Genomic DNA, 14,258 nt, shown 5'->3' with positions numbered 1-14,258 from the left:
TAGCAAAACGATGAGTCTGAACCTGGTAAGTGAACAATTGCTAGCGGCAAATGGCCTGAAACATCAGGATCTGTTTGCCATCCTGGGCCAACTGGCCGAACGCCGTCTTGATTACGGCGATCTCTATTTTCAGTCGAGCTATCACGAATCCTGGGTTTTAGAAGACCGCATCATTAAAGATGGTTCTTACAATATCGATCAGGGCGTTGGCGTGCGCGCCATCAGCGGCGAAAAAACAGGGTTTGCCTATGCAGACCAGATTAGCCTGCTGGCTCTGGAGCAGAGTGCTCATGCTGCCCGTACTATCGTGCGTGACAGCGGTGACGGCAAAGTAAAAACGCTGGGAGCTGTGGAGCATCAGGCGCTTTACACCTCGGTTGATCCCCTGCAGAGCATGAGCCGCGAAGAGAAACTGGATATTCTGCGCCGCGTAGACAGCGTGGCGCGTGCCGCCGACAAGCGCGTCCAGGAAGTAACCGCCAGCCTGACCGGTGTTTATGAACTGATCCTGGTAGCAGCGACCGACGGTACGCTGGCCGCTGACGTTCGCCCGCTGGTACGCCTGTCCGTAAGCGTACAGGTGGAAGAGGACGGTAAGCGCGAGCGCGGCGCCAGCGGTGGCGGCGGTCGTTTTGGCTATGACTATTTCCTGGGCGACCTTGATGGTGAAGTTCGTGCTGACGCATGGGCGAAAGAAGCCGTACGCATGGCGCTGGTTAATCTCTCTGCGGTAGCTGCGCCTGCTGGTACGCTGCCGGTAGTACTCGGCGCTGGCTGGCCTGGCGTTCTGCTGCATGAAGCGGTCGGTCATGGTCTGGAAGGTGACTTTAACCGCCGTGGTACCTCGGTATTCAGCGGTCACATGGGTGAGCTGGTAGCGTCAGAACTGTGCACCGTGGTGGATGACGGCACAATGGCGGACCGTCGTGGCTCTGTGGCTATTGATGATGAAGGCACACCGGGTCAGTACAACGTGCTGATCGAAAAAGGTATTCTGAAAGGCTACATGCAGGACAAACTGAATGCGCGCCTGATGGGCGTCGCGCCAACGGGTAACGGTCGCCGCGAATCTTACGCGCACCTGCCGATGCCACGTATGACCAACACCTATATGCTGCCGGGGAAATCTACGCCGCAGGAAATCATCGAATCCGTTGAATACGGTATTTATGCGCCTAACTTCGGCGGCGGCCAGGTGGATATCACCTCCGGAAAATTTGTGTTCTCTACGTCTGAAGCATATCTGATTGAAAACGGTAGAGTCACCAAACCGGTGAAAGGCGCGACGCTGATTGGCTCTGGTATCGAAGCGATGCAGCAGATTTCGATGGTGGGTAACGACCTGAAACTGGATAACGGGGTTGGCGTGTGCGGTAAAGAAGGGCAGAGCCTGCCGGTGGGCGTGGGCCAGCCCACGCTGAAGGTGGATAACCTGACCGTGGGTGGCACCGCATAACATCATGATGTATGCCCGATAAGCACCAGTGCCATCGGGCATCTTTCCGGATGCGGCGTCAATGCCTTATCCGGCCTACACTTTTTTTATTTCTCTTTTCCCCGACCGTACATTCCCTGAAACAGCTGCGCTACATCGACAAAATAGTCTGTCAGATAGTTAATCACCACCTGCACCTTGAGCGGCAATTTGTCTTTTTCGGTATACAGCGCATAGACCGGACGCGGATCCGACTGGTAGCGGGGAAGCAGAATCTCCACTTCGCCACGATTGATCTCATTGATCACCCACATCAGCGGTACATAGGCAATGCCCGCGCCTGCGGCCAGCCAGCGCACCAATGTCATCGGATCGTTAGTCACAAAACGACCCTCTGGGATCAGGCGGGTGGAAATTCCTTCCGGAGCGATAAGCTCGAATTCATTATCCGGGCGCACGCTGTATTCCAGCCACGAGTGGTTGCTGAGATCGGCAGGTTTCTCTGGGGTGCCAAACTGTGCGAGATAGCTTTTCGCCGCGCAGACCACCATCGGCATAGCTCCCAAACGGCGTGAAAACAGGCTGGAGTCCTGCAACGCGCCGACGCGGATAACCACGTCCAGACCATCAGCGATTAAATCCGGGGCCGGGATGCCGGTCACCAGATTTACCGTCAATCCCGGATACTCTTTCAGCATCGTGGCGGTTAATCCGGCGAGGACATTTTGTGCCATAGTTGAAGAACAGCCAATGCGCAGAGTGCCGATGGGCGTGTTGTTAAAGGCATAGAGTTGCTCGTGAACATCCTGCGCTTCGTGCAGCATTCTCCGGCAGCCCTGATAATAAATTTTACCGGCTTCAGTTAGCCCAATGCTACGCGTGCTGCGGTTTAGCAGCTTGACTTGTAGCTCATCTTCCAGTTTTGAGACCGTCTGGCTTATCGATGAAACGCTCATTTGTAGCTGTCTTGCGGCGGCGGTGAAGGAGCCCATTTCGACAACTTTGGCGAACACCGACATACGTTTTAATCGTTCCATTGTTCACTCTGGCTTAAAAGTGATTTAGATCACATAATATAGATAACAGCATAACAGTTACGTTAATATATTATTATTCAAATAACGGCTATGTCGCTCTCGCCTGGCTCATCCTTGCCCTTCTCTGCGGTGACATACGCTAGAAAATCTATCATCTGCACTCTCTTACGTTACCAAGGTCAACATGAGTCTGTTTCCCGTTATCGTGGTGTTTGGTCTGTCCTTCCCACCGATTTTTTTCGAATTACTTTTGTCACTGGCGATTTTCTGGCTGGTGCGCCGGGTGCTTGTTCCGACTGGCATCTATGATTTTGTCTGGCATCCGGCTCTGTTTAACACCGCGCTGTATTGCTGTCTGTTCTATTTAATAACGCGCCTGTTCGTTTGAGGTTGAAGTGAAAACACTAACAAGAAAACTCTCCCGCACGGCCATTACCGTGATACTGGTCATTCTGGCTTTCATCGCTATTTTCCGCGCATGGGTGTTCTACACCGAGTCGCCGTGGACGCGTGATGCGCGTTTCAGCGCCGATGTCGTCGCGATTGCGCCGGATGTTGCGGGCCTTATTACCAACGTTAACATCCATGATAACCAACTGGTGAAAAAGGATCAGATCCTGTTCACTATCGACCAGCCACGCTATAAGAAAGCCCTCGAGCAGGCCGAAGCTGACGTGGCCTATTATCAGGTACTGGCGCAGGAAAAACGCCAGGAGGCCGGTCGTCGTAACCGATTGGGCGTGCAGGCTATGTCTCGTGAAGAGATTGACCAATCAAACAACGTCCTGCAAACCGTATTACACCAGCTTGCGAAGGCGCAAGCGACCCGCGATCTGGCGAAATTAGATCTGGAACGTACCGTTATCCGCGCGCCAGCAGACGGCTGGGTGACTAACCTGAACGTCTATAGCGGCGAATTTATCACGCGCGGTTCCACGGCGGTGGCATTGGTCAAACAGCATTCTTTCTATGTGCTGGCGTATATGGAAGAAACCAAACTGGAAGGCGTCCGCCCTGGGTATCGCGCTGAAATCACCCCGCTTGGCAGTAATAATGTGCTGAAGGGCACGGTTGATAGTGTGGCGGCTGGCGTAACGAATGCCAGCAGCACGCGGGACGCCAAGGGTATGGCGACCATTGATTCCAATCTTGAATGGGTGCGCCTGGCGCAGCGTGTGCCGGTGCGAATTCGTCTTGATGAGCAGCAGGGAACCTTGTGGCCTGCCGGGACGACTGCGACCGTCGTCATTACCGGCAAGCAGGATCGCGATGCCAGCCAGGAATCTTTCTTCCGTAAAATGGCGCACCGCCTGCGCGAGTTTGGTTAATCGCGATGGGTATTTTCTCCATTGCCAACCAGCATATCCGCTTTGCGGTAAAACTGGCCTGCGCGATTGTACTGGCGCTGTTCGTTGGCTTTCACTTCCAGCTTGAGACCCCGCGCTGGGCGGTGCTGACCGCGGCCATTGTGGCTGCAGGTCCGGCCTTTGCCGCTGGCGGAGAACCTTATTCAGGTGCTATCCGCTATCGAGGCATGTTGCGTATTGTCGGGACATTTATCGGCTGTATTGCCGCCCTGATCATTATCATCAGCATGATCCGCGCCCCGCTATTGATGATCCTGGTGTGTTGTATCTGGGCCGGTTTTTGTACCTGGATCTCGTCGTTAGTGAAGATCGAAAACTCTTATGCCTGGGGGCTTTCAGGCTATACGGCGCTGATCATCGTCATTACTATCCAGGCTGAACCGCTGCTGACGCCGCAATTTGCGCTCGAACGCTGTAGTGAAATTGTGATGGGTATTGTCTGTGCCATTGTTGCCGACCTGCTCTTTTCGCCCCGTTCGGTGAAACAGGAGATTGATGTCGAACTGGATAGCCTGCTGGTGGCGCAATATCAGCTTATGCAGCTGTGCATTAAGCATGGCGACAGTGAGGAAGTGGACAAAGCCTGGGGAGATTTAGTCCGGCGTACGGCGGCGCTGGAAGGCATGCGTAGTAACCTGAATATGGAGTCCTCGCGCTGGGTGCGGGCTAACCGCAGACTCAAGGCATTGAATACGCTGTCGCTTACGCTTATCACACAATCCTGCGAAACCTATCTTATTCAGAATACCCGACCAGAACTGATCACCGATACCTTCCGCGAGTTGTTCGATACGCCGGTTGAAACGGTACAGGATGTCCATAAACAGCTGAAGCGGATGCGTCGGGTGATTGCATGGACCGGTGAACGTGACACACCTGTCACAATTTACACCTGGGCCGGGGCGGCAACGCGCTATCTGTTACTTAAACGTGGAGTTGTCAGCAACACCAAAATTAGCGCTATCGAAGAAGAGATCCTGCAAGGTGAACCGGTGGTGAAAGTGGAATCTGCCGAGCGTCACCATGCGATGGTTAACTTTTGGCGCACCACGCTTTCTTGTGTGCTGGGAACCTTATTCTGGCTGTGGACCGGCTGGACATCCGGCAGCGGCGCAATGGTGATGATTGCGGTCGTCACCTCGCTGGCAATGCGTTTGCCCAACCCGCGCATGGTGGCGATAGATTTTATCTACGGTACGTTGGCGGCGTTACCGCTCGGGGCACTCTATTTCCTGGTGATTATCCCTAATACGCAGCAAAGCATGTTGTTGCTGTGCCTGAGCCTGGCAGTGCTGGGATTCTTTCTGGGGATTGAAGTACAGAAACGACGGCTGGGTTCGATGGGGGCGCTGGCCAGCACCATTAATATCATCGTGCTGGATAACCCGATGACCTTCCACTTTAGCCAGTTCCTGGACAGTGCGCTGGGGCAGATTGTTGGCTGCATGTTGGCGTTTATCGTTATTCTGCTGGTGCGTGATAACTCTCGTGACAGAACGGGTCGTGTGTTGCTCAACCAGTTTGTCTCGGCGGCGGTTTCAGCGATGACCACCAACGTGGTACGTCGTAAAGAAAACCACCTCCCGGCGCTTTATCAGCAGCTGTTTTTGCTGATGAACAAATTTCCGGGCGACCTGGCGAAGTTTCGCCTGGCGCTGACCATGATCATCGCGCATCAGCGCCTGCGCGATGCGCCGGTGCCGGTAAACGAAGATCTCTCCGCATTCCATCGCCAGCTTCGACGCACTGCCGATCGCGTGATTTCTGCAGGAAATGACGACAAGCGCCGACGCTACTTTAGCCAGTTGCTGGAAGAGCTTGAGATCTATCAGGAGAAATTAATCATCTGGCAAGCACCACCACAGGTGACCGAGCCGGTAAAACGACTCAGTGGGATGTTGCACAAATACCAGCATGCGCTGGTCAGTAATTAAGAGTTGAAAACCGACGCTAAAAGCGTCGGTTTTTTTATGGCTATACTTACCTGAAAATGCGAGAGACCCCCACATATTGGCGGTCTGTAGAGTGGCTGGCGTTGGGATGGTGGCTATAGATGAATATCTATACATTTGATTTTGACGAGATAGAAGACCAGGGTGATTTCTATCGCGAGTTTACGCGCACGTTCGGTCTCGCCAGGGAAAAGGTGGTTGATTTAGATTCTCTGTGGGAGGTGGTTATCGGGGAAGTTTTACCGTTGCCGCTGGAGATTGAATTTGTCCATTTACCGGACAAGCTGCGCAGGCGATACGGCGCGCTGATTTTACTGTTCGATGAAGCGGAAGAAGAGCTGGAAGGGCAGTTGCGTTTTAACGTTCGTCACTCAATGTAAGACATAAAAAAGCCCCCGGCAGGCGGGGGCAAGTCGTCGGACTTAGACGACGAGGGTTTATTTGTAGAGTTCTGCAGTAGCGTGCCAGTGAGCACCTTCACGGAGTTCGGTGACGCGATAGCTGCTGGCGCCTGCTTTTTCAGCCTTAGCGGCGATGGCCTGACGCATGTCCATTGGTGAACTACCGATTTGAGATACGGAGATGCTACCCATAGATTGCAGATTCTGTGCTTCTTGTGAGTTCACCTGAGTAACTGCGGCGCTTGCACCGAAGGAGAGAACAGAAAGAAGGCTTAAGGTTGCAATAGTAGTTTTGATTTTCATGATATTTACCTCGTCGAATTCTTTTATAGGGGTCTACGTTTCGTGACCCTCATCACAAAATCAAGTATACACTAATAACCTAATAAATTAATACCACGCTAATTGTTTCCATGGGTGGTAAGTGTTAAGAAAAATATTTTTTATAACCAAATGGAATTAAAAAGAGCGTTTCGAACATTTTAAAAGAAATAAATTAAATAAAATCAATTGGATATGGCTTTTTGCAAAATGTGCGTTTTTAAACCTTCATATTCACTATGTGAATGGTTTTTGACGGTTAAACGCACCATTTGTTAAATGCATAGCAGTTAAAAATAGACGGAAGGGGGTAGAAAGAGAGTGTTTTCCCCCGCCGCGTGGCGACGGGGAGGCGGTATTACAGTTCTTGTTCGAACAGTTCCAGAATGGCTTCGTACAGATCTTTTACCGTAAAACCCTTAGCTGGGGTGGTGAAGATGGTATCGTCACCTGCAATCGTACCCAGGATACCTTCCGCTTTCCCCAATGAGTCCAGCAGACGTGCAATCAACTGAGCAGCGCCAGGACTGGTATGAATAACCACGACCGCATCGTTATAGTCGATATCCAGCACCAGATTTTTCAGCGGACTGGAGGTCGTAGGCACGCCCAGCTCCGCCGGAAGACAGTACACCATTTCCATTTTCGCATTGCGGGTACGCACGGCGCCAAATTTGGTCAGCATGCGTGAAACCTTGGACTGATTGATATTATCAAAGCCCTGATCCTGCAATGCGAGGACGATTTCGCCTTGAGAGCTGAACTTTTCTTCTTTAAGCAGCGCTTTAAACGCCTTTACTAATTCTTCTTGTTTTGCCGAGCTTCGCATAAGTCACCCGTAATATGGCGGTAGAAACAACATTATTGTGCATACAGATGAATTTTTATGCAAACAGTCTGCCTTGTTCAAGGCTGAAATAATGTTATGAAAGAGCGGAATTTTATCAAATTTCGTTATCAAGAAACATGCCTGTGTCACGGCTCGCAAATAAGGTTAAAAGTAAATTAAATGTTATCAAATTGATGTTGTTTTGAGAGGTGGGTAGGGTATATTGTCAGCACCTGTTGGAAAGTTGCTCTACTGTGCGGGTGGTTTTGAATTACGTAACTTAGGTTTTATTTTACGTAAGTTAAATGCATAAAAGCCAAATTTGCGTGACTACGCATTCTTGACGCGTGGTTGTTGTATTCGTTGGATTTGTGAATTAAGGTCGCCGCCGCGGAGCAATAGACATTTTGCTTATCAATATAATAAGGAGTTTAGGATGAAAGTTGCAGTCCTCGGCGCTGCTGGTGGTATCGGTCAGGCGCTAGCATTACTGTTAAAAACCCAACTGCCTTCAGGTTCAGAACTCTCCCTGTACGACATCGCTCCAGTAACACCTGGTGTGGCCGTTGATTTGAGCCATATCCCTACTGCTGTGAAAATCAAAGGCTTCAGCGGCGAAGACGCTACCCCTGCACTGGAAGGTGCTGATGTGGTACTGATCTCTGCGGGCGTCGCACGTAAACCGGGTATGGATCGTTCCGACCTGTTCAACGTCAACGCCGGTATCGTGAAGAATCTGGTGCAGCAGGTTGCTAAAACCTGTCCGAAAGCATGTATCGGTATCATCACCAACCCGGTGAACACGACCGTTGCTATCGCTGCAGAAGTCCTGAAAAAAGCAGGCGTATACGATAAGAACAAACTGTTTGGCGTGACCACGCTGGACATCATCCGCTCCAACACCTTTGTTGCGGAACTGAAAGGCAAGCAGCCTGGCGACGTTGAAGTCCCGGTTATTGGCGGCCACTCTGGCGTGACCATTCTGCCGCTGCTGTCACAAATTCCTGGCGTAAGCTTCACCGAGCAAGAAGCAGCTGACCTGACCAAACGTATCCAGAATGCGGGTACTGAAGTTGTGGAAGCTAAAGCCGGTGGCGGATCTGCAACCCTGTCTATGGGTCAGGCCGCAGCACGTTTCGGACTGTCACTGGTTCGCGCACTGAGCGGCGAAAAAGGTGTGGTTGAATGTGCTTACGTTGAAGGCGATGGCCAGTATGCTCGCTTCTTCTCTCAGCCGCTGCTGCTGGGCAAAAACGGCGTAGAAGAGCGTCAGTCTATCGGCAAGCTGAGCGCGTTTGAACAAGCTGCGCTGGAAGGTATGCTGGATACGCTGAAGAAAGATATCACTCTGGGCGAAGAGTTCGTTAAGTAACGAACTGCCCAAAAGTAAAAAACCGGAGCACTTGCTCCGGTTTTTTTATATCCGTATTAGTTGGTCGCCGGATATTCCTGAATCGTGACCTGCAGCGTCAACTGCTTGTCATCGCGCATCACGACCACGGAGATAACTGAACCTGGTCGAATCTCTGCCACCTGGTCCATCGTTTCCAGTGCAGATACCGCCGGTTTGTTATTGACCGAGATAATCAGATCGTTAACCTGAATACCTGCCTGCGCTGCCGGACCGTCCGGGGCTACTTCGTTAACCACAATCCCCTGAATTTGATCCATTCCGCCGCCCTGGGCGTGCAGTGGCGCAATTTCTCGGCCGCTGATGCCGATATAGCCGCGAATCACGCGCCCGTCACGAATCAGCTTATCCATGATTTTGGTTGCCAGCTGAAAAGGAATAGCAAAGCCGATCCCTTCCGGGGTTTCGCCATCGTTGCTCTTATCAAATGACAGGGTGTTAATACCCATCAACTCGCCCAGCGAGTTGACCAGCGCGCCGCCGGAGTTACCGTGGTTGATGGAGGCATCGGTTTGCAGGAAGTTTTGCCGCCCCGTCGGGTTCAGGCCAATACGACCGGTGGCACTGATAATCCCCTGAGTGATGGTTTGCCCGAGGTTGTACGGGTTCCCGATTGCGAGAACCACATCGCCGATGTGCGGTACGCGTTTGTTATTAATTGGAATTGTCGGCAGTCCACCAGTGGCGTTGATTTTCAGCACCGCAAGGTCGGTTAACGTATCAGACCCCACAAGCAGCGCTTCAAATACGCGACCGTCCTGCAATGCGACGATGATTTGGTCGGCATCGTTAATGACGTGCTTATTGGTAATGATGTAGCCGCGCTGATCCATGATAACGCCTGAGCCGAGCGTGCGGATCTCAAGCTGGTTATGCGCTGTGCTGTTCATACTGCGGTTATAAACGTTAACGACGGCAGGTGCTGCACGGCGAACCGCCGGGTTATAGCTGGCGGGCGTTTCATCTGCACTGTCGAACTGCGGTGCGGTAAGCGTATTAATTTTGCGCAGCGAGGGCATCGCGGCCAGCAGAATAGCGCCGACGATTAAACCAATCGCGACCGAACGTAAAAGCTTCACAAACATGATGGCGGCGTCATTAATAAAGGGAACGGCTGCAGCATATCACGAGTTTACCGGACATCACACGAGGGGCTGATGTCCGGTTGCATGCGTTAACGCAGGAGCAGGTAAATACTCTCGTTACCGCGCACCACCTGCAGGGCAATGATCGACGGTTTCGCTTCCAGCACTTTACGCATTTCAGCGATCGAGTTTACGCGATCGCGGTTAACGCCAATAATAACGTCATCTTTATGCAGTCCGGCCTGTGCGGCAGGGCTGCTTTTTTCAACGTTATCAATTCTGATGCCTTTGGTACCGTCTTTTAACTGACCGTCGCTGAGCGTGGCCCCTTGCAACGCAGGCGCAATCATCTCTGCGCTGGCGGACGATGATGTGCTGGTATCGAGGGTGACTTCAACCTCCAGCGGTTTACCGTTACGTAGCAGGCCCAGTTTGACTTTGGTCCCTGGTTCGGTTGTCGCAATACGTGAACGAAGTTCGGCGAAGCTGTTAAGCGGTTTACCGTTGAGACTGGTAATGACGTCACCTGATTTCACCCCCGCTTTTGCGGAGCCGGAGTTAGGCAGAACCTCACTGACAAACGCGCCACGCTGTACGTCCAGTTTGAACGCTTTGGCGATATCGGAAGTCATCTCGGTGCCTTTGATGCCCAACAGACCGCGTTTGATTTCACCAAACTGCATCAGCTGCTGTGCCAGCGTGCGCGCCATGTTGCTCGGGATTGCAAAACCAATACCGATGCTGCCGCCACCGGGGGCCAGAATCGCGGTGTTAATACCGATCAGCTCACCGTTGAGGTTAAGCAATGCGCCGCCGGAGTTACCGCGGTTGATAGAGGCGTCAGTCTGAATAAAGTTTTCCAGACCTTCCAGGTTCAACCCACTGCGACCCAAAGCCGATACAATGCCGGAGGTGGCTGTTTGACCCAAACCGAACGGGTTACCCACAGCCACCGCGAAATCACCCACGCGGAGTTTATCAGAGTCAGCAATGGCAATTTGCGTCAGGTTGCTGGGGTGTTGAATTTGTAGCAGTGCGATATCGCTCTGATCGTCGCTGCCAATAAGCTTTGCGTCGAACTCACGACCATCATTAAGCTGAACGCTGATTTTTTGCGCCTGATTAATAACGTGGTTATTGGTCAGGACGTAGCCTTTGGCGGCATCAATAATGACACCTGAACCCAGTCCTTCAAAAGGTTGGGAAGGTTGATCGGGAAGTTCATCACCAAAAAACTTTTTGAACTCTTCCGGGACTTTCTGCCCCTGAGTGGCGGTGCCTTCGACCCTTACACTCACCACGGCTGGCAACACTTTCTCCAGCATCGGGGCGAGGCTGGGGAGCGCAGCCTGACCGGGAACCTGGCCGGGAATCGACGCAACGGCCGGGAATGGCGCCGAGAGAGTTAACCCGACACTTAACGCTAATGCACTCAACAGCTGGGTTTGTTTTTTCATGGATCCTGCTCTCGTACCTTGAGTAAACGGAAGATGATTCAAAACAGTTTGATGTTATTGAATTTTCGGTTTGGTCACAATGAGGCTAACGACTAAATAATAGCTGGGACGGGAAGAGAAGCGGAGGGCGCAATTGCTGCGCCCAATAAATTTCTTAACGATGTGCGGTTAGTCGCGCTTTGCGCCACTACGCAGCAGGCCAGATGCCCCTTCAGAATAGTCACGTGGCATCTGAACCGGCGCCTGATCGTTGCCTGCTTCAGACTCTGCCAGACGATTACGGAACGGGTTGTTTTCCGGCGACATACCCGGCAGCAGGTTGCTGGAGCTTTTCGCCATGTGCTGGTAAATCTGACGATAATCGTCCGCCATGTTATCCAGCAATTCAGCGCTGCGGGCAAAGTGGCTCACCAGTTCTTCACGGTACTCTTCCAGCTCAGCTTTATTTTTTTCCAGTTCGTACTGCAATGCCTGCTGTTGGCGTAATTTCCGATTACCAAAACGCATGGCTACAGCACCAATAATGATACCGACGACTAACCCAATTAGCGCATATTCCCAGGTCATGAACATCTCCCGTTGTCTTGTGTTTCCGTAGGGTGTTGGCTTTAGGCTCCATGCCTGCGCCTGATTATGCCACTATAACCGCTAATCCCGTAGAAGTGGAATCCCGTGTTTATATCACGTAATGTAGAACGGCCTTTTTTTCGTCAACCGTGAGCGACGGCACATCGATTCTCAAGGAATAACAATAACATCATGCAAAGCCTTTCCCCGACATCGCGTTACCAGCAAGCCCTCAACGACGGCAGTCATCAGCCCGACAATGTACAACAAGAAGCCGTGAATCGACTGGAAACAATTTTCCAGGCACTTACGACGCCAGCGCGACCTGCGCCGCAGGAGAGCGGACTGATGGCGCGTTTTGGCAAATTGCTGGGCAAGCGTGAGTCGCCGATCAACACACCGGTGCGTGGTTTATATATGTGGGGCGGAGTTGGGCGCGGAAAAACCTGGCTGATGGATCTGTTCTACCATAGTCTGCCGGGCGAACGTAAACAGCGTTTGCACTTTCACCGTTTTATGCTGCGTGTGCATGAAGAGCTTACTGCCTTACAGGGGCAGAGCGATCCGCTGGAAATCATCGCCGATCGCTTTAAGGCCGAAACGGACGTGCTGTGCTTTGACGAATTTTTTGTTTCTGATATTACCGACGCCATGCTACTCGGCGGCCTGATGAAGGCACTGTTTGCCCGTGGCATTACGCTGGTGGCGACCTCCAATATTCCGCCAGACGAGCTGTATCGCAACGGTTTACAACGCGCGCGTTTTCTTCCGGCCATTGATGCTATCAAACAGCATTGCGACATCATGAATGTTGATGCTGGCGTCGATTATCGTCTGCGCACCTTAACGCAGGCGCATTTGTGGCTGTCGCCACTGAATGAGGAAACCCGCCAACAGATGGATAAACTCTGGCTGGCATTAGCGGGAACCAAAGGTGAACATGCGCCGACGCTGGAGATCAATCATCGTCCGATGCAGACGCTGGCCGTCGAAAACCAAACGCTGGCGGTGTCATTTACCACGCTCTGTGTCGATGCGCGTAGCCAGCATGACTACATTGCGCTGTCGCGTTTGTTTCACACGGTACTGTTGTCTGATGTGCCGGTCATGACTCCGCTGATGGAGAGTGAAGCGCGGCGCTTTATCGCATTGGTGGATGAGTTCTACGAACGCCACGTCAAGCTGGTGGTCAGCGCGGCATCGCCACTCTATGAAATTTATCAGGGCGAGCGTCTGAAGTTTGAATTTCAGCGCTGTTTGTCGCGTTTGCAGGAGATGCAAAGCGAAGAGTATCTGAAGCGGGAACATTTAGCCGGTTAAACCTGCCGCAAATCACATAAAGGGGTCGATCTTTGACCCTGACTTCTCTATAATCTTGCGACCCCACGTTACGAGAGAGTTTTTTTCCCAAAACTTTCTATGCGCCGGCATAGGCTATTCGAAGGGGTAGGTTTGCTGGACAATGTCGTGTGAACCTCAACTGACAAAACGTTTGGGTGTTCACCAACGTGTAACTTATTTATTTGGGTAAGCTTTTAATGAAAACTTTTACAGCTAAACCAGAAACCGTAAAACGCGACTGGTATGTTGTTGACGCGACCGGTAAAACTCTGGGCCGTCTGGCTTCCGAACTGGCTCTGCGCCTGCGCGGTAAGCACAAAGCGGAATACACTCCGCACGTAGATACCGGTGATTACATCATCGTTCTGAACGCTGACAAAGTTGCTGTAACCGGCAACAAGCGTACTGACAAAGTGTACTATCACCACACCGGCCACATCGGTGGTATCAAACAAGCGACCTTTGAAGAGATGATTGCTCGCCGTCCTGAGCGTGTGCTTGAAATCGCGGTTAAAGGCATGCTGCCAAAAGGCCCGCTGGGTCGTGCTATGTTCCGTAAACTGAAAGTTTACGCTGGCAACGAGCACAACCACGCGGCACAGCAACCGCAAGTTCTTGACATCTAATCGGGATTATAGGCAATGGCTGAAAATCAATACTACGGCACTGGTCGCCGCAAAAGTTCCGCAGCTCGCGTTTTCATCAAACCGGGCAGTGGTAAAATCGTAATCAACCAACGTTCTCTGGAACAGTACTTCGGTCGTGAAACTGCCCGCATGGTAGTTCGTCAGCCGCTGGAACTGGTCGACATGGTTGAGAAACTGGATCTGTACATCACTGTTAAAGGTGGTGGTATCTCTGGTCAGGCTGGTGCGATCCGTCACGGTATCACCCGCGCTCTGATGGAGTACGACGAGTCCCTGCGTGGCGAACTGCGTAAAGCTGGCTTCGTTACCCGTGATGCTCGTCAGGTTGAACGTAAGAAAGTCGGTCTGCGTAAAGCACGTCGTCGTCCTCAGTTCTCCAAACGTTAATTGTACTCTGCTTCGGCAGAC

The 14,258-nt window shown here is 52.0% G+C and carries 15 protein-coding genes; 9 read left to right on the top strand and 6 right to left on the bottom strand.

All coding sequences use genetic code 11. The features are described from left to right. Positions 1 to 10 precede the first annotated feature (10 nt). Entirely contained in the window at positions 11 to 1,456 is a 1,446-nt protein-coding gene (gene tldD / locus OGV74_RS09040) for a metalloprotease TldD (RefSeq protein WP_086504975.1), read from the top strand. 86 nt (positions 1,457 to 1,542) lie between these two features. Here tldD and aaeR read toward each other — a convergent pair whose 3' ends face one another. Continuing rightward, on the bottom strand, positions 1,543 to 2,472 hold the full coding sequence (gene aaeR / locus OGV74_RS09035; RefSeq protein WP_003839896.1) for an HTH-type transcriptional activator AaeR: 930 nt from the start codon (positions 2,470 to 2,472) through the stop codon (positions 1,543 to 1,545). Positions 2,473 to 2,656: 184 nt separating this feature from the next. Here aaeR and aaeX point away from each other — a divergent pair, with 184 nt between their 5' ends. The 4 genes from aaeX to OGV74_RS09015 all read left to right on the top strand — a co-directional run bounded on the left by aaeX (position 2,657) and on the right by OGV74_RS09015 (position 6,171). Further along, positions 2,657 to 2,860 (top strand): p-hydroxybenzoic acid efflux pump operon protein AaeX, encoded by a 204-nt coding sequence (aaeX, locus tag OGV74_RS09030; RefSeq protein ID WP_003025177.1) that lies wholly within the window; start codon positions 2,657 to 2,659, stop codon positions 2,858 to 2,860. Between the two features lie 7 nt (positions 2,861 to 2,867). Next, positions 2,868 to 3,800 (top strand): p-hydroxybenzoic acid efflux pump subunit AaeA, encoded by a 933-nt coding sequence (gene aaeA, locus OGV74_RS09025; protein ID WP_003025174.1) that lies wholly within the window; start codon positions 2,868 to 2,870, stop codon positions 3,798 to 3,800. Positions 3,801 to 3,805: 5 nt separating this feature from the next. After that, complete coding sequence (aaeB, locus tag OGV74_RS09020; protein WP_003025171.1) at positions 3,806 to 5,773, top strand: p-hydroxybenzoic acid efflux pump subunit AaeB; 1,968 nt, start codon at positions 3,806 to 3,808, stop codon at positions 5,771 to 5,773. A 119-nt stretch (positions 5,774 to 5,892) separates the two neighbouring features. After that, entirely contained in the window at positions 5,893 to 6,171 is a 279-nt protein-coding gene (locus OGV74_RS09015) for a barstar family protein (protein ID WP_003025168.1), read from the top strand. Between the two features lie 57 nt (positions 6,172 to 6,228). Here OGV74_RS09015 and yhcN read toward each other — a convergent pair whose 3' ends face one another. After that, complete coding sequence (yhcN, locus tag OGV74_RS09010; RefSeq protein ID WP_003025165.1) at positions 6,229 to 6,495, bottom strand: peroxide/acid stress response protein YhcN; 267 nt, start codon at positions 6,493 to 6,495, stop codon at positions 6,229 to 6,231. Between the two features lie 376 nt (positions 6,496 to 6,871). After that, positions 6,872 to 7,342: a transcriptional regulator ArgR gene (gene argR / locus OGV74_RS09005; RefSeq protein WP_003025162.1), complete on the bottom strand. Its 471-nt coding sequence runs from the start codon at positions 7,340 to 7,342 to the stop codon at positions 6,872 to 6,874. A gap of 436 nt (positions 7,343 to 7,778) precedes the next feature. Here argR and mdh point away from each other — a divergent pair, with 436 nt between their 5' ends. After that, complete coding sequence (gene mdh / locus OGV74_RS09000) at positions 7,779 to 8,714, top strand: malate dehydrogenase (protein ID WP_003025158.1); 936 nt, start codon at positions 7,779 to 7,781, stop codon at positions 8,712 to 8,714. Positions 8,715 to 8,770: 56 nt separating this feature from the next. Here mdh and degS read toward each other — a convergent pair whose 3' ends face one another. From degS to zapG, 3 genes are all read right to left on the bottom strand, one after another. Then, positions 8,771 to 9,838 (bottom strand): outer membrane-stress sensor serine endopeptidase DegS, encoded by a 1,068-nt coding sequence (degS, locus tag OGV74_RS08995; RefSeq protein ID WP_003025154.1) that lies wholly within the window; start codon positions 9,836 to 9,838, stop codon positions 8,771 to 8,773. An 89-nt stretch (positions 9,839 to 9,927) separates the two neighbouring features. Further along, entirely contained in the window at positions 9,928 to 11,295 is a 1,368-nt protein-coding gene (gene degQ / locus OGV74_RS08990; protein ID WP_003025151.1) for a serine endoprotease DegQ, read from the bottom strand. A 168-nt stretch (positions 11,296 to 11,463) separates the two neighbouring features. Beyond that, positions 11,464 to 11,862 carry a Z-ring associated protein ZapG gene (gene zapG / locus OGV74_RS08985; protein WP_003025147.1) on the bottom strand — a complete coding sequence of 133 codons (399 nt, stop codon included), beginning with the start codon at positions 11,860 to 11,862 and terminating at the stop codon, positions 11,464 to 11,466. Positions 11,863 to 12,054: 192 nt separating this feature from the next. On the opposite strand from zapG, the gene zapE reads away from it, so the two are divergent. The 3 genes from zapE (at position 12,055) to rpsI (ending at position 14,237) form a co-directional block, all read left to right on the top strand. Then, a complete protein-coding gene (zapE, locus tag OGV74_RS08980) occupies positions 12,055 to 13,182 on the top strand; it encodes a cell division protein ZapE (RefSeq protein WP_003839902.1) in 1,128 nt (375 codons plus the stop codon). Between the two features lie 218 nt (positions 13,183 to 13,400). Then, the gene (gene rplM, locus OGV74_RS08975) at positions 13,401 to 13,829 is read left to right on the top strand and encodes a 50S ribosomal protein L13 (RefSeq protein WP_003025141.1); all 429 of its coding nucleotides are present in this window, start codon (positions 13,401 to 13,403) and stop codon (positions 13,827 to 13,829) included. Between the two features lie 15 nt (positions 13,830 to 13,844). Beyond that, complete coding sequence (rpsI, locus tag OGV74_RS08970) at positions 13,845 to 14,237, top strand: 30S ribosomal protein S9 (RefSeq protein ID WP_003025138.1); 393 nt, start codon at positions 13,845 to 13,847, stop codon at positions 14,235 to 14,237. Positions 14,238 to 14,258 lie beyond the last annotated feature (21 nt).

The organism is Citrobacter sp. Cf116, assembly GCF_030336505.1.
Lineage (GTDB): Bacteria > Pseudomonadota > Gammaproteobacteria > Enterobacterales > Enterobacteriaceae > Citrobacter > Citrobacter freundii.
This window is presented reverse-complemented; position numbering and strand designations above follow the sequence as displayed.